This is a genomic window from Noviherbaspirillum sp. FW303-A3, assembly GCF_058788695.1.
This window is the reverse complement of sequence record NZ_JBYTAZ010000001.1, coordinates 3,091,133-3,116,098: the sequence shown is the minus strand read 5'-3', so window position 1 is coordinate 3,116,098 and position 24,966 is coordinate 3,091,133. Positions and strand designations below refer to the sequence as shown.

Annotated in this window: 20 protein-coding genes and 2 pseudogenes; 8 read left to right on the top strand and 14 right to left on the bottom strand. The window is 61.4% G+C overall.

What is annotated here, in order from left to right:
* Positions 1–77 precede the first annotated feature (77 nt).
* The 4 genes from AC3WOY_RS15000 to AC3WOY_RS14985 all read right to left on the bottom strand — a co-directional run bounded on the left by AC3WOY_RS15000 (position 78) and on the right by AC3WOY_RS14985 (position 7,754).
* Positions 78–2,372, bottom strand: coding sequence for a putative bifunctional diguanylate cyclase/phosphodiesterase (locus AC3WOY_RS15000; RefSeq protein ID WP_492425127.1), 2,295 nt, complete (start codon positions 2,370–2,372; stop codon positions 78–80).
* Positions 2,373–2,484: 112 nt separating this feature from the next.
* Positions 2,485–4,194 carry a methyl-accepting chemotaxis protein gene (locus tag AC3WOY_RS14995; RefSeq protein ID WP_492425124.1) on the bottom strand — a complete coding sequence of 570 codons (1,710 nt, stop codon included), beginning with the start codon at positions 4,192–4,194 and terminating at the stop codon, positions 2,485–2,487.
* 256 nt (positions 4,195–4,450) lie between these two features.
* Positions 4,451–7,261: an EAL domain-containing protein gene (locus AC3WOY_RS14990; protein ID WP_492425122.1), complete on the bottom strand. Its 2,811-nt coding sequence runs from the start codon at positions 7,259–7,261 to the stop codon at positions 4,451–4,453.
* A gap of 217 nt (positions 7,262–7,478) precedes the next feature.
* A complete protein-coding gene (locus AC3WOY_RS14985; protein ID WP_492425120.1) occupies positions 7,479–7,754 on the bottom strand; it encodes a hypothetical protein in 276 nt (91 codons plus the stop codon).
* Positions 7,755–7,792: 38 nt separating this feature from the next.
* Here AC3WOY_RS14985 and AC3WOY_RS14980 point away from each other — a divergent pair, with 38 nt between their 5' ends.
* Positions 7,793–8,197, top strand: coding sequence for a bacteriohemerythrin (locus AC3WOY_RS14980; protein ID WP_492425118.1), 405 nt, complete (start codon positions 7,793–7,795; stop codon positions 8,195–8,197).
* 25 nt (positions 8,198–8,222) lie between these two features.
* On the top strand, positions 8,223–9,488 hold the full coding sequence (locus AC3WOY_RS14975) for an HD-GYP domain-containing protein (protein ID WP_492425116.1): 1,266 nt from the start codon (positions 8,223–8,225) through the stop codon (positions 9,486–9,488).
* Here AC3WOY_RS14975 and AC3WOY_RS14970 read toward each other — a convergent pair whose 3' ends face one another.
* The gene (locus tag AC3WOY_RS14970; RefSeq protein ID WP_492425114.1) at positions 9,489–10,541 is read right to left on the bottom strand and encodes an AI-2E family transporter; all 1,053 of its coding nucleotides are present in this window, start codon (positions 10,539–10,541) and stop codon (positions 9,489–9,491) included. It abuts the gene before it with no gap.
* Between the two features lie 191 nt (positions 10,542–10,732).
* On the opposite strand from AC3WOY_RS14970, the gene AC3WOY_RS14965 reads away from it, so the two are divergent.
* Positions 10,733–11,185 (top strand): hypothetical protein, encoded by a 453-nt coding sequence (locus AC3WOY_RS14965; RefSeq protein ID WP_492425112.1) that lies wholly within the window; start codon positions 10,733–10,735, stop codon positions 11,183–11,185.
* Between the two features lie 21 nt (positions 11,186–11,206).
* Here AC3WOY_RS14965 and AC3WOY_RS14960 read toward each other — a convergent pair whose 3' ends face one another.
* The 8 genes and pseudogenes from AC3WOY_RS14960 to AC3WOY_RS14925 all read right to left on the bottom strand — a co-directional run.
* The gene (locus tag AC3WOY_RS14960) at positions 11,207–12,358 is read right to left on the bottom strand and encodes a GGDEF domain-containing protein (RefSeq protein ID WP_492425110.1); all 1,152 of its coding nucleotides are present in this window, start codon (positions 12,356–12,358) and stop codon (positions 11,207–11,209) included.
* A gap of 226 nt (positions 12,359–12,584) precedes the next feature.
* Positions 12,585–13,805, bottom strand: coding sequence for a GGDEF domain-containing protein (locus AC3WOY_RS14955; protein ID WP_492425108.1), 1,221 nt, complete (start codon positions 13,803–13,805; stop codon positions 12,585–12,587).
* 810 nt (positions 13,806–14,615) lie between these two features.
* Positions 14,616–16,946, bottom strand: a pseudogene (locus AC3WOY_RS14950) (heavy metal translocating P-type ATPase); the annotation flags it as partial.
* 23 nt (positions 16,947–16,969) lie between these two features.
* Positions 16,970–17,623 (bottom strand): methyltransferase family protein, encoded by a 654-nt coding sequence (locus AC3WOY_RS14945; protein WP_492425106.1) that lies wholly within the window; start codon positions 17,621–17,623, stop codon positions 16,970–16,972.
* On the bottom strand, positions 17,620–17,880 hold the full coding sequence (locus AC3WOY_RS14940; RefSeq protein WP_492425104.1) for a DUF2933 domain-containing protein: 261 nt from the start codon (positions 17,878–17,880) through the stop codon (positions 17,620–17,622). Before AC3WOY_RS14940 ends, AC3WOY_RS14945 begins: the two co-directional genes overlap by 4 nt.
* Positions 17,881–18,051: 171 nt before the next feature.
* Positions 18,052–18,252: a heavy-metal-associated domain-containing protein gene (locus AC3WOY_RS14935; protein WP_492425102.1), complete on the bottom strand. Its 201-nt coding sequence runs from the start codon at positions 18,250–18,252 to the stop codon at positions 18,052–18,054.
* Between the two features lie 81 nt (positions 18,253–18,333).
* A complete protein-coding gene (locus AC3WOY_RS14930) occupies positions 18,334–18,672 on the bottom strand; it encodes a copper-binding protein (RefSeq protein WP_492425100.1) in 339 nt (112 codons plus the stop codon).
* A gap of 726 nt (positions 18,673–19,398) precedes the next feature.
* Positions 19,399–19,946: pseudogene (locus tag AC3WOY_RS14925) on the bottom strand (amino acid ABC transporter permease); the annotation flags it as partial.
* 346 nt (positions 19,947–20,292) lie between these two features.
* Here AC3WOY_RS14925 and AC3WOY_RS14920 point away from each other — a divergent pair.
* Together AC3WOY_RS14920 and AC3WOY_RS14915 are read left to right on the top strand one after the other, a co-directional pair.
* On the top strand, positions 20,293–20,703 hold the full coding sequence (locus AC3WOY_RS14920) for a hypothetical protein (RefSeq protein ID WP_492425098.1): 411 nt from the start codon (positions 20,293–20,295) through the stop codon (positions 20,701–20,703).
* Positions 20,704–21,101: 398 nt separating this feature from the next.
* Positions 21,102–21,509 carry a DUF3597 domain-containing protein gene (locus AC3WOY_RS14915; RefSeq protein WP_492425096.1) on the top strand — a complete coding sequence of 136 codons (408 nt, stop codon included), beginning with the start codon at positions 21,102–21,104 and terminating at the stop codon, positions 21,507–21,509.
* 124 nt (positions 21,510–21,633) lie between these two features.
* Here AC3WOY_RS14915 and AC3WOY_RS14910 read toward each other — a convergent pair whose 3' ends face one another.
* A complete protein-coding gene (locus AC3WOY_RS14910) occupies positions 21,634–22,245 on the bottom strand; it encodes an SDR family NAD(P)-dependent oxidoreductase (protein WP_492425094.1) in 612 nt (203 codons plus the stop codon).
* Between the two features lie 44 nt (positions 22,246–22,289).
* Between AC3WOY_RS14910 and AC3WOY_RS14905 the strand changes: the two genes are divergently transcribed.
* The 3 genes from AC3WOY_RS14905 to AC3WOY_RS14895 all read left to right on the top strand — a co-directional run bounded on the left by AC3WOY_RS14905 (position 22,290) and on the right by AC3WOY_RS14895 (position 24,956).
* Complete coding sequence (locus AC3WOY_RS14905; RefSeq protein ID WP_492425092.1) at positions 22,290–22,640, top strand: type 2 periplasmic-binding domain-containing protein; 351 nt, start codon at positions 22,290–22,292, stop codon at positions 22,638–22,640.
* A 215-nt stretch (positions 22,641–22,855) separates the two neighbouring features.
* On the top strand, positions 22,856–23,347 hold the full coding sequence (locus tag AC3WOY_RS14900) for a DUF3304 domain-containing protein (RefSeq protein WP_492425090.1): 492 nt from the start codon (positions 22,856–22,858) through the stop codon (positions 23,345–23,347).
* A 22-nt stretch (positions 23,348–23,369) separates the two neighbouring features.
* Complete coding sequence (locus AC3WOY_RS14895) at positions 23,370–24,956, top strand: T6SS phospholipase effector Tle1-like catalytic domain-containing protein (RefSeq protein ID WP_492425088.1); 1,587 nt, start codon at positions 23,370–23,372, stop codon at positions 24,954–24,956.
* Positions 24,957–24,966: the final 10 nt, after the last annotated feature.

The window sequence follows — 24,966 nt, the reverse complement described above, 5'->3', positions numbered from 1 at the left end:
GCGGTAATGGCGCTTCCCGACCTCGCGAAATTCCCGGGAATGGAAAACAAAAGGTTTTTGCCAGTCCGGCAAGTGCCTTATGCCACTCCGGCGGCCCGCCGCACTCCAGGCTCGTACTCAGCGAGCCAGCGCGTCAGTTCTTCCTCCGGCACCGGACGGCAGAAGTGATAACCCTGTCCCGCGTAACACCCCTGCCGCCGCAGGTAGGCAAGCTGCTCCAGCGTCTCGATGCCTTCTGCCACGACCTGCAGATGCAGGTTCCTGCCCAGCCCGATAATCGTGTCGCACACAACGCGTCCGTTGGCGCTCTGGTCCGCCTCCATGACAAAGGTGCGGTCGATCTTCAGGGTATCGATCGGCAGGCGGCTGAGATACGACAGGCTTGAATAGCCGGTGCCGAAATCGTCGACCGCAATCCTGACGCCTGCCGCACGCAGGCTCTGCATGATCTCGATGGCCTGGTCCGGATCGTTCATCAGCGCCGACTCCGTCAGTTCGATTTCGAGCACGGAACCCGGCAGGCCGTATCGCGCCAGCAGCTTGCGGATACGGTCGGACAAGACGCCGCCACGGAACTGGAGCGCGGACACGTTCACCGCAATGCTTTGCACGCCGGCGCCGCTTGTGCGCCAGATGCAGAGCTGGCGGCACGCTTCCTCCAGCACCCATTCGCCGAGCGGTTCGATGAGCCCGGTCTCTTCCGCCAGCGGAATGAACTCGGCCGGCGGGACAAGGCCGCGCTCCGGATGCCGCCAGCGCACCAGCGCCTCCGCGCCGGCCGGCGTGCCCGTACGCAGGCAGATCTTCGGCTGGTAATGCAGCTCTAGTTCGTGCTTTTCCAACGCACGCCTCAGATGCATTTCGAGGTGCAGCCGTTTCTTCGCCCTGTCGGTCATCGACGCGCTGAAGAACCGGTAGGTGTTCTTGCCGGCGGCCTTCGACTCGTACATTGCGGTGTCCGCGTTCTTCAACAAAGTCGCGGCGTCCGGGCCGTCGGCAGGATAGATGGCTGCGCCTACCGACGCCTCCACCTGCAAGGTAATGCCGCCCAGCTGCATCGGTTCGGAGATGCTGTCCACGATGCGCGTGGCGACCGCAGCCACGTCTTCCGGCGTGCCGGGGTTCTCCAGCAGGACGACAAACTCGTCGCCTCCGAGGCGGGCAACAGTATCGGTCTCGCGCGCCGCCTCGCGCAGGCGGACGCCCACGATCTGCAGCAACTTGTCCCCCTGGTCATGACCGAAGGTATCGTTGATGTTCTTGAAGCGGTCGAGATCGAGGACCAATACCGACACGCTCTTCTTCGAGCGTTCGGCAAGGGTAATCGCATGCCCGATGCGGTCATTCAGGAGAGCGCGGTTTGCGAGTCCGGTCAACGAGTCGTAGAAGGCCAGATATTCGATGCGCTGGTCCTTGCGCCACTGGTCGGTGATGTCGTTGAACACGGCGACATAGCGGACGATGCCGTCTTCGCCATGCAGCTTGCGGATGGTCTGCGATTCGAGAAAGACTTCACCGCATTTGCGCCGGTTCCAGATCTGCCCCTTCCATTGCCCGACCGTTTCAATCGTCTTCCACATCTCGCGATAGAACGACTGGTCGTGGCGGTTCGACTTCAGCATCCGCGGCGTCTGTCCGATGGCTTCCTCCATGCTGTAGCCGGTGATCTCGGTAAATGCGGGATTGACGGAAATGATGGTGCCCTTTGCGTCGGTGATGACGATGCCTTCGATGGCGTTGTGGAACACGCTGGCGGCCAGTTCCTGCTGGGCTGCCGTCGCCTTCAGATAGGCGTCCTTGCGCTCCATGCGGCCGGCGATGTAGCAGAACAGCGCGCACTGGCTCATCCCGGTGATCAGGTGAATGATCAGCGAACGCGGTTCGAGACAGGAAAACAGCACCACCGGCGCTCCTGCGTCCTGCAGGGTATAGAAGCCGAGGTGATGCGACACAAAGAACGCGCCGGCGAGCGCGACCGGCCAGCGCGTGCGGTAGTACAGCAGGAGGGAGGAGAGGATGAACGAAATGACGTGGAAGTCGCCCGAACCTCCACCGAAATGCACGAACAGCGCGGAAAAAACAATTGCCGCCGCCGCGTTGTAGATGCCCCCGATCGGCTGCGCTTTCCAGCGGCGGCAGATGAGGACAGAGCCGAGGGCGACGCTCGCCGCGATCGCCATGGCAACGGTCCAGCCGCCTGCGGGAGCGGCAGGCGGGATGCCGTTCGCGCATAAGAGCGGCGAAGCGCCCCAACCCGGCGTCAGCCACGCCACCCATCCGACGATAGGAGTCAGTCCGACAAGCAATATTGCGAAGATTTTGTCTGCATGTGCTCTAACGTTGAGTACGGGCAGACTGATCAAATTTCGCATTGCAGGTCCAAGAATAGCGGGCAATTCTTTCCGCAAAGCAAGACTCTGTCAATGAGGGTTTTCCGCAGTGCGCACGGTCAGGCGTCGCGTTATCCCTGCGCGACACCTTACATCAGAACTCTTCCCATCCGTCGGCAGCGTTCGCGACCACTGCCGGAGGAGAACGGCGGACCGGAGCTGCTCGCACATGCCGCGCCGGCGACGTTGCCTTTGTTGCAGCGGGCAGCATCGGCTCCTTGCGCGGCGACGGTGCAGGCGCGGCCTGGGCCGCATCGATCTTGAATACCTGCACCGCCTCGGCCAGTTCTTCCGCCTGCTTGTGCATGGATTCGGCGGATGCCGCCGCCTCTTCCACCAGCGCCGCATTCTGCTGCGTGACCTGGTCCATCTGCGCGACGGCCTTGTTGACGTGGTCGATGCCGTTGTTCTGTTCCTGGCTGGCCATGGAGATTTCGCCAATCAGGTCCGCCACGCGTTTGACGCTGGTGACGACTTCCTGCATGGTGGCGCCCGCCTGGTCGACCAGGGCAGACCCGGCATGCACCTTGTCCACGGAGTCGCCGATCAGCGCCTTGATTTCCTTCGCGGCAGCGGCGGAACGCTGGGCAAGCGTGCGCACCTCGGCGGCGACGACCGCAAATCCCCTGCCCTGCTCGCCGGCGCGCGCAGCTTCGACGGCCGCATTGAGGGCGAGGATGTTGGTCTGGAACGCGATGCCGTCGATGACGCCGATGATGTCGACGATCTTGCGCGACGAATCGTTGATCGCCGCCATGGTGTGCACCACTTCGGCAACGACCGCTCCGCCCTTGCCTGCCACCTCCGACGCCGCCACCGCCATCTCGTTGGCCTGGCGCGCGTTGTCGCCATTCTGTTTCACCGTGGAGGTGAGTTGATCCATGGACGATGCCGTCTCTTCCAGCGACGCAGCCTGCTGCTCGGTGCGCGACGACAGGTCGAGATTGCCCGCAGCCATCTCGTTCGTTGCGGCGGTGATGGAATCGGTGCCGATGCGCACCTTGGTCACGATGCCCAGCAGGCTGTCCTGCATGGTCTTCATCGCATAGAGCAGGCTGGTGGTGTCCCTGGGCTTCACCTTGACCGGCTGCGACAGGTCGCCCGCGGCGATCCGGCGCGCGACATCGGCGGCGTCCTCGGGGTCGCCGCCGACGGCACGGTTGAGGCTGAAGGCGACGAAGAGGACGGCGCCGTTCAGGAAAATGCCGACGACGGCGAGCGCCACGAAGGCCGTCCAGAAGTCACGGATGGTGGCGTCGGTCAGGTCGTCCAGGTAGACGCCGGTGATGAAGGTCCAGTCCCAGGGCTTGTAGGTCAGGACGTAGGAACCCTTGTCGAAGACTTCCGCCTGGTTCGGATGTCCCGGCTTGGGCCAGACATATTCCACCCATCCCTCGCCCCGCCCCTTTGCAATGGCGGCCATTTCCTTGAAGAGCTGATTGCCCTTTGCGTCCTTGAAGTCCATGAGATCCTTGCCGTCCATTTCCGGTTTCATCGGATGCATGATCATCTTCGCGTCGGACGAGATGATGGTGATATAGCCATCAGCCCCGAAACGCATGGCCTTGATGCGCGCCATCGCCTGCTTTTTCGCTTCATCGACCGGCATGGTGCCGGCAGCGGCCATGTCCGCGTATTCCTTCACGATCGATAAACCGATTTCGGTGGCGGACTTGAGCGACATCTGCCTGTCTTCCAGGCGGCGCTGGTTGTTGTGATAAATGTCGGTGAGGGTGATGGCCCAGAGGCTGATCCAGCAGATGACGAGCGGAGCGAAGAGCTTGGTGCGGAATGAGAGCTTCATGTTCTTCTGATAATGGGTTGATTCTGATGACCGGCACATCGCAGCGGGGATGAGGATGCGGATGTGCAGCGCGGATGCGGATTGGAAACAGGAGGGAAGGGTACTCTTGCGGGCTTTCGAAAAACTTACTCTAGATCAATTTTTACGTATTAGTCGAGAGGGTCTGTGTGGTGACGTGGCGCTCACACAACGCGACTTGTCGACTTGCACACACGAATGGATGACAGACAAAATCCACCGCTGCCGCGCGCTGATGTCAATGGTACAAGCCTTGCGGCTGGGTCCGCCGGAACCATTGTTCAAACTGGCCTGCGTCCATCGGCTTGCCGAACAGGTAACCCTGCCCCATGTCGCAGTCGCGTTCCCGCAGCAGTTCGAGCGCCTCTTCCGATTCGATGCCTTCCGCCACCACTTCCACGCCCAGCTTCTTTCCCATTCCGATGACCGTCTCGGTGATGACAAGCGAACGCTTGTCCGTCTGGATATGGCGCACGAACGACTGGTCGACCTTGAGCTTGTCGATCGGAAGCTGCGACAGGTGGCTCAGGCTCGAGTAGCCGGTGCCGAAGTCATCCAGCGAAATGCGCAACCCGAGGCGCTTGAGCTCCTCCAGCGTTTCGGTCGTCCGCTGGATTTCCCGCATCACCATGCTCTCGGTCACTTCCAGTTCGACATAGGCGGGCGCGATTCCCGACCGTTCGATGGCTTCCGCCACGCGCTTTTCGAAATCGTGCGCGCGAAACTGGATCGGCGACACGTTGACCGCGACACGCAGCGGCGGCAAGCCGGCTTCCATCCAGCGGACGTGCTGCCTGCACGCCTCCTGCAGCACCCACGCGCCAAGCTGGTTGATCAGCCCGCATGCCTCGGCCGCGGAGATGAATTCGCCGGGCATCACCATCTCCGCGCCTTTCTGCTTCCAGCGGATGAGCGCTTCGGCGCCGACCGCCTGCATGGTGCGGGTCTCGATGATCGGCTGGTAGTACACCTCGAATTCGCTCTCGTTGAAGCTTTGGCGCAACCGCTGTTCGAGGGCGAATGCGCGCTTGCTGCCGACGTCGATCTCGAGGTTGAAGAACTGGTAGGTATTGCGGCCGTTGGCCTTGGCGTGGTACATCGCCGCATCCGCGTGCCGGAGCAGCGTATCGATGTTTTCGCCATCGTCGGGAAACAGGCTGATGCCGATGGAGGGCGAGGTGCGCAGTTCCAGTCCGTCGATGTGATACGGTTCGCGCAGCCTGGCAAGGAGGTGCTGCGCCGACTGGTGGACGTGGTGGTCCGATTCCATGTTCGCCAGGACGGCGACAAACTCGTCGCCGCCAAGCCGTCCCACGAGATCGCTGCCGCGCACGCTGCGGGTGATCCGCCGCGAGACTTCCTGCAGCATCTTGTCGCCGGTCTCATGCCCGTAGGTGTCGTTGATCGGCTTGAACCGGTCGAGGTCGAAAAACAGCACGGCCAGTTTCGTGCCGGAACGCTTCGCACCCGCCAGGAGGCGCGCGCCGAACTCATACACGAGCGCGCGGTTCGGCAGGTCGGTCAGGGGATCGTGCTGCGCGGCGTGGAGCGCGCGCAACTCCGCTTCTTTCTGCTCCGTAATGTCGAGCGAGAACGTGCACAGGCCGAACGGTTCCAGCGAATTGATGTAGCTCACGGGAAAACGCACCGTCGCGTAGGTGCGGAACGTTCCATTCTTCAGGCGGATCTGCTCCTCGTCGCGCACGGCCCCGTTGACGCGCATGGCCTCCTGGTCCCGTTGCCACATCCGTTTCGCGACATCGGGCGGCAGAAGGTCGAACACGCCTTTGCCGATCAGCTTCTCGGCCGGCATGCCCATCGCGTCCGCCAAGCTCTGGTTGGCAAGGATGATGCGGCCGGAGAGGTCGCGGATGGACACCTGCAACGGCGAGTATTCCAGGATGCTTTTCAGCTGCGACCGCTCCAGCAGCAGCTCGTTCTCGATCTGCTTGCGCCTGGTGATGTCGGTGACGAAGCTGACCGCCATCCGGCCTGCCGGCGTCTCGCACATGTTGATGCTGGCCTCGATGGAAAAAACCGAACCGTCCCTGCGCCTGGCCGTCAGCTCCATGCCTTGCCCCATCGGGCGCGGACGCGGATGGGAGAAATACTCGGCGCGCTGGCTTGCATGCCTGTCCCGCAACTGGTCCGGCAGCAGGACTTCCAGCGACTGCCCGACGAGTTCATCCCGCGAATAGCCAAACATCTGCTCCGCCGTCTTGTTCACCAACCGGATCCTGCCGCCCTGGTTGATGCCCACGACGGCCTGCGCCGTCGATTCGAGCAATGCCTTCGCCGTCTGCTCGCTTTCCTCCAGCGACTTCAGCAACGCATGTTCCCGCGTGCGGTCATAGGTGATCTTGGAGAAGCCGCGCAGCTTGCCGTGGATGTCGTACGTGGCCGTCAGGGCGACATCCGCCCAGAATTGCTCGCCGCCCTTGCGTACCCGCCACGCTTCCACCCGCGCAGCCCCGTTCCCGGCCGCTTCCGCCAGGAAGCGCGCCGGCACACCCTTGGCGCGGTCCTCCTCGGTATAGAAAATGGAAAAATGCTGTCCGATCACTTCGCTCTCGGCGTATCCCTTGATGCGCTGGGCGCCCTCGTTCCAGCTTTCGATGATGCCCCTGGGGCTGATGAAGAACACGGCGACGTCGTGCGCCCCCTGCACCAGCAGGCGAAACCGTTCCTCGCTCTCGCGCAGTGCGCAACGCGACTTTTCCAGCACCGCCCCGATGCCGATCGTGGCCAGCGCCACCAACGCGAACAGGGCGAATTGCATGTGGTCTTCCGGGTCATCCAGGTACAGGGTGCCCGGCACGCCGGTGAAAAAATAGGCGCTCGACATCATGCTGAGGACCGTCGCGACAAACGCAGACAACACGCCGCCGAACAATGCGCAGAACAGCACCGGCAAGGTAAACAGCAGCAATGGCGCCTTGGCCCCGAGGTAGGGTGCGAGCAAGTATCGGACGAGCGTGGTGATGGCCACCGCGAAAATGGCAAGCACGGTCGGCGCGACGCGCGCCGAGAGACGAGTCAGGGTGGGCATGGAAGGGACCCGGCCGCAACGGTGGGGATATCGCTTGGAGGTAAAAAGGAGGAAATGGTTTCCTCGTTGAAGTTACTATTGGTCGCTACCCCGCTCCCTCTCCTGCGGACAATCCTTTTTCGGTGCCTGGATTTGAACGGATGCTTCCCTGAGTAATGCATCTTGCCCGCAAGGCGCAGGCGTACAGCGCCGCCAGCGAGCAGCACCTCGGTCGGCTTCAGTCCTTGCTCGCGCGCGACAGTAAAACCAGCGGGCCCGCACGAAATCCATCGCCTCGGCAAAAGCACTTGCGCGATGGGCGCAACGGAGCGACGGACTTTATCTGTCGACCGGCTTTATCGTCGTGACAACTGGCGCATTCACCCTCTTGACCTGGATCAATCAAATAAAGAAACCCCATAAATATGGGGGTGTTGATCCAGATCAATTTCAGTACATTGCCATCTTGCAACAATAACCACTCGTTAAATATGGTTATCTTGTCGACGATCAACTTCACCTCCTGGCCGGAGGCCTTCATGGAGATTGGAAATGGCATATTTCACGCTGACTGACGACCTCAAGGTCGGTAATTCCTTCATCGACAGCGACCACCAGAAACTGGTCAACCTAGTCAACAAACTCCATGAAGCGATGGCCCAGGGACATGGCAAGGAAGTATTGGGCGGTATCCTCGGCGACCTGATCAAGTACACGCGGGAGCATTTCAAGCGCGAGGAGGAACACATGCAGCGCATCGCCTATGCGGGCTTCGCCGCGCACAAGCAGGAGCATGACAAGCTGCTGCGCGAAGTCATCGAACTGCAAAACAAGTTCAACGCCGGAAACGGCATGATGTCCGTCCAGGTCTCCACCTTCCTGCGCAACTGGCTGGTGAACCACATCATGAAGGTGGACAAGGACCTCGCATCCGCCATCAGGAAAATGGCAGCATGAAGAGGCCGGAGGCAACAGTCCTGCCATGACTGAAGGCGGCATCAACGTCAAATTCTTTGACCTCATCCTGTGCGTCTCCCGGGCGCTCGATCTCCTGTCTCCGGAACTGTCCGACCACCATCTCCGTGTCGCTTATATCGCTGCACGGATTGCGGAAGAACTTGGTCTGGGCATTGAAGAAAAACAGGATGTCGTCGTAGGCGGCGCACTGCACGATGTCGGCGCGGTGTCCGTCAGCCTGCGGCTGTCCTTGCAGGATTATTCGCTTTCCCGATGCAAGCCCGACGATGGCCGGGGGATAGAGGATGTGCACCATCACGGACTGAACGGCTACCTGCTGCTGCGCGATTTTCCGCCGTTCACCCGGGCCGCCGAAGCCATCCGCTTCCACCATGTCCAGTGGAATTTCAAGCGCGGAAGCGAACTGGACCGGGAGCCCGTCCCCTTCCTGAGCCACATCCTGCACCTGGCGGACCGCGTCGCCGTCCTGCCCATGGACCGGCAGAATATCCTGGAGCAGAGCCGCCCGATACGCAAGAAAATAGCCGAAGGCGCAAACGTCCTTTTCCATCCTCACATCGCAGCCGCCTTCAACAGCGTCTCGGCCTCGGAAGCCTTCTGGCTCGACCTGGTCAGCGAGCACAAGGAAGAAATCATCCGCGCCCATTTCGGCTCGCACAACATGGTGCTCGACCTGGACCAGCTGTATGAGCTGGCCAAACTGTTCGGAAGGATCATCGACTTCCGCAGCCGCTTCACCGCCATCCACTCGAGCACTGTCGCATCGCGCGCCGAGCGCATCGCCCACATGCTCGGCGCCGCTCCGCAGAAAACCCGGCTGATCGGCATTGCCGGCTTCCTGCACGACCTTGGAAAACTTGCCGTGCCGACGGAAATCCTCGACAAGCCTGCGCCGCTGACGCCGCAGGAGATGCTGATCGTGAAGCAGCATCCGTACTATACCTATCGGATCCTTTCCCTCGTGCCCGGCCTGGAGGAAGTGAATACCTACGCATCGCTCCACCATGAACGGCTGGACGGCCACGGATACCCTTTCCGCAAGCGGACGATTCCCCTCGGCTCCCGCATCATCGCCGTCGCCGACGTGTTCACCGCCATCGCCGAACAGCGCCCCTATCGGGATGGCATGTCGAAAGCGGAATCGATCAGGATTCTGGAACACCTGGCGCGCGACGGCGCGCTCGACGGCGAAATCGTCGCGCTGGTCAGAGAGCATTTTGAAGAGCTGAAATCGATGTCCCACACCGCGCCTGCCTGCGCGGAAAGCTGACTACGGCTCCTGCGCCGCCGACGCAAACAGATCCCACGCCGAAATGAACAGCGCGGCGATCACCGGGCCGATGACAAAACCGTTGAGGCCGAAAAGCGCCATGCCGCCAAGCGTCGAGATCAGCACGACGTAGTCCGGCATCTGCGTGTCTTTCCCCACCAGGATGGGACGCAGCACGTTGTCGACGAGTCCGATCACGAGGATGCCGAACAGGATCAAGGTCACGCCCTGCCAGATTGCGCCGGTGAAAAGAAAATAGATGGCCACCGGTCCCCAGATCAGTGCCGTGCCGACCGCGGGAAGCAAGGACAGGAACGCCATCACCACGCCCCACAGCAGCGGGCTCGGAATGCCGAGAAACCAGAACATGACGCCGCCCAGAGCGCCCTGCACGGCGGCGACGACGATGTTGCCCTTGACGGTCGCCCGGATCACGGTCGTGAACTTGCCGAACAGGTTGCGCTTGTGTTCGGCGCTGAGCGGGATCGCCTTGCGGATCGTCCGCGACAGGCTCCGTCCGTCGCGCAGCAGGAAGAACAGCAGGTACAGCATGATGCCGAGGCTGATGACGAATTCGAAGGTGTTCTGGCCGATGGTCAGCGCCTGCGTGGCGATGCGCTGGCTGCCTTCTGCCGCCGCCGCCGACAGCTTCTCCTGCAGCGCAAACAGGTTGCCCACATCAAAGCGGTTGAGCAGGTTGACCATCCACGACGGCAGGGCATCGATGATCTGCTGGAAATAGGCGCCGAAATCCAGCTTCCCCGAGCGGATCTCGTCATACACCGCCGTTCCCTCCTGCACCAGCGCGGCGGTGATCAGCGCGAGCGGAAAGATCACGATCACCAGCGACAGCAGCAAGGTCATGAGCGCCGCCAGATTGTGCCTGCCGGGCATCGATTGAAGCATCCGGTGGTGGAAGGGCTCGAACAGGATGGCAAGCACGACGCCCCAGAACACCGCACCGTAGAAGGGCCAGAGTATCCATGCGAACGCGAGGGAGACAACCAGCAACAGGGTCAGAAAGACTTTTTGGTGAAGCGCGGGGTGATCCATCGTTTCCTCCTTTGGGAGGCACCTTGCACCAAATGTGCCTGGGACGGATTGCGAGCTGTCATACCGGCCTGCAATAAATGAAAAGCGATGCGCAAGCGATAGCCGCGAGGAAAGAATGGTCGCCCCCTCCCTTGGCGGCGCGGCTTTTCATGCTACATTCACCCGGCAAAAACCTGATTGCCGGAAGCGCCATGAACCTCGCAAGAATGATGACCGACAAGGTCTTTTTTGAAGACAGGAACGGGTCCCGCAGCGGACCGTACAAGACCAGGTTCGGGACCGGCAGGATCACTGTCTTCCAGGACGGGCTGCAGGTGGCAGAAGGCGATCGCGTCATCCAGCCGCTGCCGGATGGCACCGAGCGGATCCACATTGCGGAGGCTGTCACCTATAACGAGGGACGCCGCAATATCCCGGGACATTTCAGCATCGCGCTGGCAATCGAAGCCGAGCCGGCCGTGCGCGAGTCCGCTGCTGCAGGCGGCAACGAGGAAGACGCGCTCACTGCGGCCCCGCTGCAATTGCTGGCTGAAGGCATCGAGAATTCCGGCTTTCCCGTGGAACAGAAGGATGAGGCCAGGCGGCTTCTGCGCATGCTTGTCGAACATCCTGTCGTGGCGGCAGTCCTGAACGCGACGAAGTAAGACCGTATCCCGGATTCCGTTTCACTTTATCCAGGCTACCTGTGCCGGCTCCGTTGCATGTCGTTCGCCCTGCGCGGCAACCGTACGGTTGCGGCCATTCGCCTTGGCCTGATACAGCAACCCGTCCGCACGCTGTATCCCCTGGTCGATGGACTCCCCATGCGACAACTCCACCAGGCCGGCAGAGAATGTGACGCCGAATTCGGCCGCCCCGGAACCGAAGACCAGGGACTGCACCCGCTGCCTGTAGCGTTCGACCGCATCCCGTGCGCCTTCCAGCGGCGTATCCGGAAAATAGAGCAGGAATTCCTCGCCGCCCCAGCGCGCCAGCACATCATTCGTCCTCAACGCCATGCGGCTGGCTTCCGCAAACCGCTTCAACACCTCATCGCCGGCGGCATGGCCGTGCACGTCATTGATCTTCTTGAACCAGTCGATATCGAGCAGCGCCAGGCAGGCCGGAGCGGCCCCCGATCTCCTGCGGCCTTCCTCATGATGCAGCAGCTCGCCCATGTAACGCCGGTTCGGCAGCGATGTCAGCTCGTCGCGCGTGGCCAGCACCTGGATATGCTCCAGCGCTTTCGTCAGTTCGGCCTTCTGCGCCTTCAGCGTGTCGCGCAACTCGCTCAGGCGCCCGGTCAGCGTGGCGACCACCAGCAGCATGGAGCCGCTCAGGATGAAATGGATGATCTCCGTTTTCGCGTCGAATATCTCCGGCGCGGCGAAACGCATCGACACCATCGTCGCGCCCAGCAGGCTGATGGCGAAGATGCTCAGCGAGTGCGTTCTTTTCGCCTCCAGCGTAAAGGCGCAGAACACCAGGATCACGGTAAGAATGACCAGTGAAGCGCCGCGCAACGGCCCCATGACGGAGTAGCCCGCCACCGTGCACAGGATGGCGAAGCGTCCCTGGTAGACCGACAGTTGCGACGGCGTGAGATCGAGCCGCCCGCATTGGCGGATCAGGAGATAGAAAAAGGCATGGCCGGCAAAGGCGATCACCGTCAGCGCAATAACGGGAGCGGCGCGCGCCACGCCGGACAGGACTTCGACCCACAGGATGGACAGCGACAGCAGGTAAAGCAGCACCGTCGCGCCCCAGTACGTGACCAGCCTGCGCATCCTGGCGTCGTCGCCGGCGAATCTATTCAATACAAGGCGGCCGAGCGTCATGCATCGTCTCCGTTGTTTTATTTTTTGAACATGTCCAGCTGGACAGAGTGCTGCCCGCTTGGCGATTGGCGCCGGCTATATACCAATAGTTACTATACAGCAATATTAGTAGCGGAGATGACGCGATCCAGGGTCAAGCTTTGATGTTGCTCAACAGGCGGCATCCGGCCGAAGGCGCTTCGCTTTGGCCGCAAGCTCGAAACCCCGCTTCGCTCCGTTTTCCGCCCTACTGGCCTGCCGTGCCGGATCCGCCGCAAGCACTGTTCGGATGGGTGAAGAGCACGGCCACCGAGGATTCCAGCCCTTTCGCAATCGCGATCCGGTCCTTGCCCGCGTGCTTGGCTTGGTACAAGGCGTCATCCGCACGCGCAATCAGGCTCATGGACGACTCGCTGCCATCCGATGCGGTCGCCACACCAACGCTGACGGTATAGTCCGGCATCCCCGAAACAGAAGACTTGCCCGTTGCAAGGCGCAAGCGGTTGGCAATGACGCACGCCTGCTCGACTGCCGTGTCGGGCAAGAGCACGACGAATTCCTCGCCGCCGTAACGTCCGAACAGGTCGGCGCGGCGCAACTCGCGCAACGCCTTCTGCGCGTAATCCACGATCACCTGGTCGCCGGCGATGTGGCCGAGCCTGTCGTTGATTTCCTTGAAATCGTCGATGTCGATCATCAGCAGCGAGGTATACCGTCCGCGCGGCGCTCCCTGGAGTTCGCGCTCCAGCAGTTCAAGGAAGGCACTGCGCCGCCGCGCGCCCGTCATGTCGTCGTGGGAGGCCGCGTATTCGAGCATCGACCGCAGCTTCTGGTTCACCATGAGGATGAACCCGAGGCCCAGCGCCACCACCGAAAACGAGAACGTTCCGAGGTACACATGCTGCAGCAAGGAGATGTCTGTGAGCGAGTCCGTCCCGCTCGGCTGCAACAAGGCGGCCAGGAACCGGGCCAGGGACACCGAGCCGGTGAACAGGAAGAGCACGCAGGTAAACCACTCGGCGAACCGTTTCGCCGGCAGGCGGTAGATCACCAGCGCGCACAGGCCGAACAGCGTGGCGTTGGCCGAAGTGATGTAGACCAGTCGAAGCCGGTAATCGTCCTCGATGAATGTCGGCCAGAACAATCCGAACGACAGCACGACCAGGAACAGGGGAATGACACGATGGTGCCGTGGCAGGCCGGCGAACTCGCGCATGCCCAGATACATCAGCATGATGCCGCCGACCAGCAGGATGTTCGCCAGGTAACTGGTGAACACCACCGGCATGCTTCCCCGGAGCGAAAACAGAACCGCCGCCGCGGTCATGATGAAATAGGCCCGCGCCCACTCTTTCAGGCCCTTGATCTCCGTGGGAAAACTGCGCTGCAGGACAGCGAAGATGAACCCGGAGAGAATGCCGAGGGCGGCCGAGATGACGATGAACGAGCGAGGATCGAATCCCAACATGGTGGTAGCTTTCGTGAAGCATGCCCTCGCTTTCCGGTCTGGTATCCGGAAGCGGAGTATCAGGAGAGGGAGAGGAACGCGCCAGCGTGCCGCGACAGGCATACTGCGGGCACGGAACCCCACGTTCGATAGTCGCAGTGCTGCCGCGCCTGTGCAATCCCATGGAAATGGTAGGAGAAATGACGACAAAGACTCGCTCCGGCCATCAGCGGCGCGAGTTCAACAGGCGGCATTTCGATCCGTCAGAAAAGCATGCGATAGGCGATGTAGAAAACAAGGCAGGCCAGCATCAGCCAGCACGACCACTAGGAATGCATGTCGCCTCCGATTGCGCCTGTTTCAGGTTGCCATCTTCCTGGAAGCCTGCACGACCTTGCTTCCTACGTACATCACCCCCGCCAGGTTGAGCAGCAGCCCGACCCAGAACAGTTCGACCTGGAACTGCGCGGCAAACGCGACCAGTCCGGTGGCGCCAATGACGGGTGCGACATTCGCCAGGTAATGTGCACAGCAGGAGACCATCGCAGCGGTCGATGTCGTTCCCGACGTGGCGACGACGGCGCCGGAATTCTTCGTTGACCTTGCCATCGCGCGAAGGCGTGTGAACAGGCCGACCTGGACACCGAAACCCGCTGCAAGAGGGACGATGAAATACCAGAACTGCCTGAACTGCTCCAGCGTGAATTCCCATCCGGAGATGAGGGACAGGACGGCGAAGTAGACCGCGAGCAACGCGAACGCCGACAGCACGCCATAGGCGATGAAGCTTGCCCCGATCCCGCTCCCGGGATGCGCGGAGCGAACGGTTCCGCGCAAGCGCAGCACATTCGTAATGACGGAAACGGAACTCAGGCTCATGGCAAGCGCCGCGATCATCGGCGACAGCAGTTGCCCCGTGAACGGATAGAGCAGGCCTGCAGCGAGCGGAATGCCCAGCGCGTTGTAGACGAAGGCGAAGCCAAGGTTCTGCCGCATGTTGCGTACCGTATCGGCCGACAGCTGCCTGGCCCGCGCGATCGCCCGCAGGTCGCCCTTCACCAGCGTGACATGGGCGCTGTTGATGGCCACGTCGGTCCCCGTGCCCATGGCAACGCCGACATTCGACCTTGCCAGCGCGGGTGCGTCGTTGATGCCGTCGCCGGCCATCGCCACGATCCTGCCTTGCTGCTGCAGGCGCTCGACCAGTTCCAGTTTGTCCTGCGGCTTCACCTCGCCGTGCACTTCATCGATGCCCAGCCTGCGCGCCACCGACCTGGCCGTGGTGACGCCATCGCCGGTTGCCATCACGACCGTCAGTCCGGCCTCGCGCAAGGTCTGCAACGCTTCGGGCGTCGTAGCTTTGACCGGATCGGACACGGCCAGCAGGCCGACCAGGCGGCCGTCCGCAGCCAGGTACATCACGCTCGCGCCTTCGTTGCGCAACGCCTCCGCCTCGCTGACCAGGACGCGCCAGTCCACCTTTTCCTGGTCCATCAACGCGGTATTGCCCAGTGCAATCCGCTGCCCCCGCACGACCCCGCGCACGCCGATGCCGCTGGACGATTCGAAGGCCTCCGGCTTGTCCAGCGCCAGGCCTTGCCTGCGGGCCTCATCCACGATGGCATGGGCGAGCGGATGCTCGCTGCCCTGGTCGATGCTGGCGGCGATGCGCAGCACGTCTTGCCCGCTGAATCCGGGCGCGGCCACAACCCGGTCGAACGCAGGTTTTCCTTCCGTCAGCGTCCCTGTCTTGTCGACGATGAGCGTATCGACCTTGCGCATGCTTTCGATCGCCGCCGCATCGCGGAACAGGATGCCCTGCGTCGCCGCGCGCCCTGTCGCTGCCATGATCGACATCGGCGTCGCCAGCCCGAGCGCGCACGGACAGGCGATGATGAGCACGGCGACGGCGTTCACGAAGCCGTACACCCAGCTCGGTTCAGGGCCGAAGAATCCCCAGCCCAGCAGCGTCAGGAATGCAATGCCGACCACCGCAACGACGAAATAGCCGGCCACCACGTCGGCCAGGCGCTGCATGGGCGCGCGCGATCGCTGCGCATTGGCGACCATCTGCACGATCTGCGACAGCATGGTCTGCGAACCGACCTTTTCCGCGCGCATGACGAGACTGCCGCTGGTGTTGATGGTGGCGCCGATCAGCTTGTCGCCGGCACGCTTGGTCACCGGCACCGGCTCGCCGGTCAGCATCGACTCGTCCAGCGCGCTCTCGCCTTCGAGGACCGCGCCGTCGACCGGCACTTTCTCCCCGGGGCGCACGCGCAGCATATCGCCGATATGGACATGCGTCAGCGGAACGTCCTCCTCGGTGCCGTCGGTCCTGATGCGCCTTGCGGTTTTCGGCGCCAGTCCGAGCAGCGACTTGATCGCGGCGCTGGTCTGCGAACGCGCGCGCAACTCCAGTATCTGGCCGAGCAAGGTCAGCGAAATGATGACGGCGGCAGCCTCGTAGTAAACCCCGATGCGGCCGTGCATCAGGAAGGTTTGCGGGAAATATTGCGGCGCTACCGTCGCCAGCACGCTGTAGCCGTAGGCGGCCGCCACCCCCGTCCCGATCAGCGTCCACATGTTGGGGCTGCGGTTGCGGATGGATGCGAGGCCGCGCGTGAAGAACGGCCAGCCCGCCCACAGCACGACCGGCGTGCTCAGCGCAAGCTCGATCCAGCTCTGTCCCGGCAGTTCACCGGAAAACAGCCGGTGGCCGAACATCGCCAGCACGGTGACCACGACCGTGAGCGGCAGGGTCCACCAGAACCGCTGCCTGAAATCCGTCAGCTCCGGGTTCTCCTCTTCCTCCAGCGATGGCAGGACCGGTTCGAGCGCCATGCCGCACTTGGGGCAGTTGCCGGGGTTGGGCTGGCGGATTTCCGGATGCATCGGGCAGGTGTAGACCGTGCCGTCGGGCATGGCCGCCGCGGGCGGTTCCGGCGCAAGGTCTGCATAAGCAGCCGGGTTGGCCTTGAACCTCTCCATGCAGCGGCTGCTGCAGAAGTGGTAAGCCTTTCCTCCGTGCTCGATGGTCTTCGCCGGGTCGGCGTCGACTCTCATGCCGCAGACCGGATCGATAAAGGGTTTCTCCACAACCGTTGCGTCCATATCGTGACCATGATGGTGGTCATGATGGTGATGGGTATGGTCGTCCATGATGGGCTCCGCTTCTTGTTCTTTCAGGAATGCACACCCGCGTCCTTGCTGCCGAATGCCGGGAAGAATGCGGGCGTGCTCCGCCGGTACTGTTCATAATCCGCGCCGAATTCGGCGGCCATGTCGCGCTCCTCCGAACGTGCCAGCCGGGCATAGACGATCACCAGGACCGGAAACATCACGAGCGTGAGAAGGGTCGGCCACTGCAGCAGGAAGCCGAACATGATGAGCACGAAGGCCACGTACTGCGGATGCCGGATATGCGCATACAAACCGCCGGTCGCCAGGCGGTGGCGCGTCTGTGCGTCATAGAGCACGCGCCACGCCGCGGAAAGCATGATGAAGCCGCCGAAGATGAAGGCGTTGCTGAGGAGATGGAACGGGCCGAAGTGCGGATTCGCCTTCCATCCGAACATCATTTCCAGCAGATGCCCGGCGTCGTGCGACAGGAAATCGATTCCGGGGAAATGCTGCGACAGCCACGGCAGAAGCAGGTAAATGGTCAGCGGGAAGCCGTACATCTCGGTGAACAGCGCCACCACAAATGCCGAGAATGCGCCAAATGAACGCCAGTCGCGCGGGCTCTTCGGCTTGGTAAAGCTGAAGGCAAAGATGATGAAGACCAGCGAGTTCAGGAGGACCAGCGGCCACAGTCCATAGGAAGGAGTCTCGTTCATGATCCATCTCCCGCACGGCGTTGCGCTTGCCCCTGTTCAGGATCATGCGTATGCCGGTGTTGTCCATGACGGTGCCCGTGATGGTGGAACAGATGCATCAGGGGGCAGGCGAGAATCAGCAGGTAGGGAAGAACGCCGAGCAGGTGCGCCTTGTGCTCGGTCCACAGGAAAAAGGCAGCGACCGCGAGAAAGCCGATCAATACCCACCTGCTGCGGTTTCCATGGCGCGGAACGCCATGCGGGTCGTGTGCTTGCATTTCAACCTCCGACGCCTTCGTTGCAACCTTGCGTTGCCCAGGCATGAGTTGTTGCTTTTGCACGCTTGCCTGGATCATGGTAAGAAGCTCTGCCTCAAACCGGAATGACCCAGGTCAAAATTTTCCGGATTGCCCGTGCAGTGTTCCGCGCGGCATTCCGGGACTTGGGAGTCAGCGCGGAATGGACGCAGGATAGCCAGCGGCCGTAATCGTTCGCACCAGGGAGTCGGCGTCCAGGTCGCTTTCAACCTGGACTCTTTTCTTCACCAGGTCCACCTTGACGACCGCGGAGTCATCGACCGACTGGACCGCCCTGGTTACGCGCGCTGCGCATCCGCCGCACGTCATCTTTTCAACATGAATCTCAACCATGATGTTCACTCCTTCGCTGTTCCTGGCTACACGGTAGACCCTCCCACCGTGGAAAGGTCAAGGACCATGCGCGTGCGCTGATTACTTCGGCTCCACCTTTGTCGCGGTCAGCTTGCCATTCACCTGTTCCGCCACGAAGCTGATCTTGTCGCCAACCTTCACGCGGTCGAGGATGGCCGGATCCTCGACCTGGAAAGCCATCGTCATCGGCGGCATGCCGAGGTTCCGCAGGTCGCCGTGTTTGATGGTGAGCTTCTTCGCGTCCTTGTCGACCTTGCGGATCTCGCCTTCCGAGATGGACGACGTTGCTTCCTTTTTCGCAGGCGCAGGGGCGTGGTGGCTGTCGTGGCCGGCCGGCTGCGCGAAGGCGGCGGATGCGGCGATGGTCGCGCCCAGGATGAATGTCGAGACGTGTTTCATGCTTGCTTCCTTTCGTTGAGTTGCGAGTGAATTGCTGGAGAATGGCTTGTCCATTCGTGGCCGCAGCCATGCGCGCAGGCGCATGCATGGGGCAAGACGGCGTGGCGCGCCGGCCACGCAGCGGTCAGGTGGAGAGAGGTCTGGGCGGGCGTTCCAGGCCGCCGGGAATGAAGCCGGCGACGCGGGAATCCGCAGCAGGAAGAATAGTCACTGAACGGATAGGGACCGGCGACCAGAGGGAAACAACGGCCGGAGGCGCTGATGCGCCCGCGCAGCATGCGGCACAGGCACTGCAGGAGGAACTTGTTGCCAACTTTCCAGTATGACCGTGCGCCGCTTGGTCAACTGCGACGCCCGCCGATGAGGAAGCGTGCGGATGCGCATCAACGGAAACTGTTTCTGCCTTGACATGATGGTTCGGTCCGCATGATGCATTGACGACGCCTGCTACTCCCTGCAGCGGGAGTGCAACCATCATCAGCCAAAGCAGCAATGTCTTGAGGATGCGGAACATGGAGATAGTCTAGCGCATTCCCTGTGTACGAAGCAGGATAAAGCTTCCAGCCTCATATTTTGCGACGCCATGCCGGCTGGTACGGTGAACTGCATCCCGCGCCCATCCCGATGTGGATCTTCGTGCTGCGCGGACATGTCAGCCGCGCGGTTGGCGACGAGGAGGTCACCATGGCGGTGGTCAGGCTCGGGCAGATCCGGACGTGAGTGCTGCGCGACGTTCAGGCGCCGCTCGAGCGAGGCCTGCAGCATTTCCAGGCACAGGCTCAGCCCCCAGTAGGCGAGCGCCGCCATGATGTACAGCGAGAGGGGACGAAAGGTCGTCGCGATCACGTCCTTGGTGGCGAGCATCAGCTCGGTGACGGTAATGACGGAAACCAGCGAGGTATCCTTGATCAGGCTGATGAGGGTATTGCTCATCGACGGCACCGCGCTGCGCATGGCTTGCGGCAGGATCACGTGCCGCAGGGTTTGCCGGTAGGTCATGCCGAGGCTGTAGCTCGCTGACCACTGGCCCCGACCGACGGCAAGAATCGCGCCGCGGATGCTTTCGCAGAGATAGGCGCCGGCATTCAGGCTCAGCGCGAGTATGCCGGCCGTGACCGGCGAAAATTCGATGCCGATGCCGGGCAGGCCGTAATAGATCACGAAGATCTGCACCAGCAGCGGCGTGCCGCGGATGAGGCTCACATAGGCGGCGGCCACCCGCCGAGCATGGAAGCCACGGCAAACAGGACGGTGCAGGCCACGCCGTTGAGCATGACGGGCCGGTGCTTACTCAGAAGTCGCGAATTTAGGCGACGATTGCGAGAACAAGCCCCTTCCCCTTCAAGGGGAAGGTTGGGATGGGGATGGGTTTCCTTCGATGGCGTTCCAAACCCATCCCCTCCCTAACCCTCCCCTTGAAGGGGAGGGAACGTCTCTCTTTTTGTCGCCTATATTCGCGACTCCTGAGTAAGTTAGTCAAACACCTGTCTTTTCCCCTCCGGCGATCACCGCCTTTTGCAGTGCATGTACCGCTTTCTCGCTTCTGTTTATCAAGAATGAGAACTGGATCAATTGACGGTGCCGGATCTTCCTTGCTGTCGAACCGACCAGGAAATTTCAATGATGACCATCATGACGACGGGCGGTCGGCAGAATCAGCCAACAAAGGGATGGCGAACGGCTGCAATGCTGGGCGTATATCGCAGCCTGCCGCATCATGCACAAAAGCAAGACGCCGGCCGGTGGCTTCATGCAGAAGTGCCATGGCATGCCCGCTTTCGCGGCTCTGCAGTTCCAAACTATTCGTGGCAGGCTTCTTGCATACCTTTGTATCGCAAGGAGGCCACCATGAACACGTTCAACGACAACATCCGCCGCCAACTCGGTTTCGGCTTGATCTCCTGGAACATGCCGGAACATCGACCGTCGACGATCCCGTCCCAGCTTCAATCAGGCAAGCCCGCGCGGGCAGTTGCAGCCTCCCCTACCGCGACGCTTGCAAGTCCTGCGATTGTGTCAGGCGTGCGTTGACTCTGCGTCTACAACCAAGCCTGTAGACGCCGCCGGAATGCAATCCCGGCAGGCCAATGATTCGTCAACAGATCACTCAATCGGTGCAGCCACTTGTGCGCACGCCCGACTATCCAGCGGCGCACTTCTTCACCTCGGGCCTCTTGCATCAGATGCGTAATTGCAAGACCTTGACCTGTTCCCACTTTCATGTGCCCCCACTCTTCGCGGGTTGATCATTCAATCGCTGATGTCGCGCAAAGCCGCACGGATCACGTCTCCCATACTTGACCCGGTTCTTGCCAGTCAGGAGATCAACATGAACGAAATCATTCTGCGCTTGATAGAACGAACCGGCCTGCCTGAGGCACAAGCAGCGGCAGCGGCGGAAGTAGTCAACCAACCTTAAGGGGAATAGCATGAGTATCTTTGGCAACATCCTATCCAAGCTCGGCTTCGGCGACGCAAAAAAGGAAGAGACCGTCACTGCCTCCGCCCCCCAGGCAGAAGTCGCCGTCGCACCACAACCCGAGGCCGCTGCCGCGCCTGCAGCGGCAGCGACCAGCACGGTCGATGTCGTCGCCAAGCTGGAACAATTATCCCGCTCGCACGCCGAGAAGCTCAACTGGAAGACATCCATTGTCGATCTGCTGAAACTGCTTGGACTGGACAGCAGCCTTGCAGCACGCAAGGAACTGGCCACAGAGCTTGGCTGCCCTGCCGACAAGATGGCGGATTCGGCGCAGATGAACATGTGGCTGCACAAGGCCGTGATCCAGAAACTGGCCGACAACGGCGGAAACATCCCGGCGGATATGCTGGGTTAATTCTTCCCTGCGGCGATGCGGTGACTGCCAGGTGAAGACGTGGTCAGGTACTGCAATCACGCATCTGCTCGATTGCGATACCTGCCACCCATCTCACCCATCGCATAGAGCACCGAGCAGGGCTTCACTTCTTCTGCGACAGCACGATGGCATCCTCACCTGCAGGATAGCGGAGTGTTCCTGTCGTATCGTTCGCGGCTCGCCACACTGCGTCCGCAACGTCTGCTTCAGTGGTTACTTTGGCCGGATTGGCGAACATTGCGAAGATGGACTGGGCAAACGGCGCGTATGGCTCAGGAATCAATCCTTGCATGCGTTCTCCGCCGTTTGCAGCGAAGCGCGTGGTGGGGCCATATCCGGGCTCGACCAGTTTGACACGCACGTTGAACGCCTCGAGTTCGAACGCGAGCGACTCGGTAAATCCCTCGATTGCCGTCTTGCTTGCGGTGTACGCAGCCACGAGAGGCATCGGCGCCATCGTGCCGAAGACCGCGATCTTGTCCTGGGCCGACTCGTCGAAGTGCCGCTCATCGAAGCACTCCGTTCGACTCCTGGTGACAAGGCCGCCCCCGGACTGCTCCGCGGCTTGGCGGACGCCCGGCTGGCTGCGGCAATCCGGCACATGAACAGCGCCCCCCCCCTGGACCGTGGACGAACTCGCGAAGAAGGCTGCGCTCTCGCGATCAGCGTTCTTCGAACGCTTCTCTCGCGGCGTGGGCGTGCCGCCGATGAGCACCTTCTTTCCTGGCGAATGTCGCTTGCAAAGGACCTGCTCCCCGGGTGCGTGACGCTGAAGAAGGGAGAACGCAGGGGCAGGTCACAAAGACTGTTACATCACGATCTGCCACCTGCCCGAAGCATCCGAAATACCTGACCGGACTGCCCTGTATACGGCACCGCTTTCCGAGCGGCGTGGTGTACCGCTGGGAATTCCAGCGCCGCGAGGTCAAGCTGGAGACGCAGGTCGACGGGCCGCTGATGCTGGGCGACGTGGGGCTGATGGTTGGCGCGGCGCTGTACGGTAGCGGACTGGCTTATGTGTTCGAGGATATGGTGGCCGAGCATGTCGCCGCAGGGCGGCTGGTGCCGGGGGCGTTGAAGGCGTTTATTGAGTTTGCGCGCGCCGCTTGATCGCAAGTCCACGACGTTATCGGACTACAGTGCCCCCCCGCTGCCCGATAGCGCCCGCCCCGCCTGCGCCCAAGGACCATCCTCTCTTTCCAAACCGGATTCCTCACCTTACAATCCATTATTGCCTTTTTGACAATTGCGATTGCCACGATCTTTGCCCGTATCACCAACCGCGCTTCGGTAACCGGCTCATGCCGAAACATCACTTGGATAACATGAAAACCAAAAAACTGCTTGGCTGCGCACTGGCGGCCTTCCTCCTCTCAGCCTGCTCGTCCATCACAGCTTTATCGGAATCGAGCGACGAACCGGGTCTCATGCTTGTGCCCATCAATCACACCAGCCGCTATGCACCGACCATATTTGTTGAGGATGCTTGGGCGGGCAATGTCAGCGCACAAGGCGGTGGTGGAAAGGCAACGTGCTGTCTTGCAGGCCGCAATGACTGGTCGAAGCCTGTAAAAGTGCAATGGCGCTGGGGTACGGAAGAAGATCGGATAACGAAGCAGATCACCATGCCACCGGAAGAACGGTCTGCGTTTGTGTCCTTCCCCCGCGCGCCGCACAGGGTTAATAAAACCATCCAGGAAAAATGGACACGCGAAGATTATCAGGCCGACGAGGCCTACCTGTGCGTCATCTTCCGGACGCTTGATACGGTGGAGTTCGCGTTTTCCTCGAGTGGCAGTGGATGCCGTTCCAAGTAAGTAACGCATTCAGAGAGACCTTATGACAGTCAAGCAGGCACCCCTTTCGCTCACCGACGAACAACTGGCCAGCGCCCGCCGTCAAGGCGCGACGGCACGCATGACAGCCGAAATGGCATGGAAGACTCCGGACTCGAAGCCAATGGACCAGTGCAAGTGCCGCCTTTATCCCAAGCTTTCATTTTTCTTCGACGGCACCGGCAATAATCTTGAGCAAGAGCTTGCCAAACCAGCCCCGGAGCGTGCTCTCTCCAATGTGGCAAAGCTCTTCCTCGCCGCAATCGACGACAAGGATGGCCATGAATCGGTACCGCGCTACTTGTCCGGCGTTGGCACCCCCTATCGCTACAAATACGCCAACATTTCTCCGAATGAAGACAAGGGCGGCGTGATGGGCCTGGGCTTTGGCGCAGGCGAAGAAATGCGCCTGAACGCCGCGCTCTTTGAATTCGGCCGTATCCTGCAAAACGACTGGAGCGCAGGCGCCCTGCGCAACATGCAATGGATCAGCCTCTCGGTCTTCGGCTTCTCGCGCGGGGCCACCCTTGCTCGCGCATTTGTCCGGCGGCTGATTGCCGAACAATGCGAGCGCACTTCGGAAGGGCTGATCTGGAAAAGCGATTATGGTCAACAAGTCCGTCTTCGCATTGTATTCATGGGCCTCTTCGACACCGTCGCTTCGGTCGGCGGCCCCGGCATGAGAATGGCATGGGGATCGGAGCTCGCGATCCCCAAGGAGGTCGAGCGTTGCGTGCACTTCGTCTCAGGTCACGAAGTGCGGCAGGCGTTTCCGCTTGACTCCGTGCGTTCGGACGACACCTATCCGGCCAACTGCGAAGAAGTCGTCTATCCGGGCGTGCATTCCGATGTCGGCGGCGGCTATTTCGACGGATTCCAGGGGCGAAGCAACCTGCTCTCACGCATTCCCTTGCGCCACATGTATGCCGAAGCATTGAAAAGCGGTGTGATGTTGCTCGCGCATGCCGACCTTCCATCCGACCTGCGCACCGAAATCGACCTGCCCGATGACTCGCCCCTTCTGGACAACTACAAGGCCTACACAACGGCATTGCGCCCTGGGGGAGGATCGCTGGAATCACTGATCCACGCGCATCGCATTCTGCAGTTTCAATGGCGCGCGGTAATCACGCGGATCGACAGCGACACGCAAGTGCTCGGCACATTGCACCGCCGCGTCGATGAGGCGATGTGCGCTGCAGTCACTGCCCGCAATAATCATCGAGCCTGTCCACCCGGGACCTGGAAATACGAGCTGCCGCAAAGTCCCGACGAGCAAGCCAAGCAATTGCTGGCCGAACATCGACGCCTGGTTCGGCAGTTGCCCTCCATTCGAAAACCAGTCGAGCGCCAGGGCGACACGGAGTTCACGCGAACTCGAACCGATTATGAAAACCTGATCGTCGAGGCATGGGATGCGGGCAAACCGCTGCCGGAAGGAGCGGACGTTTTGCTGGCCGAGCACATCCACGATTCAGTCGCCCATTTTACCGACTGGCCGTGCGCGTTGTACGAGCAGCGGGGGATATTCTGCGATCGCAGCAGGTATCTCGCGAAGGTGAAATCCGACGCAGCATCGTTGGTGACATAAGAAAAGCCTG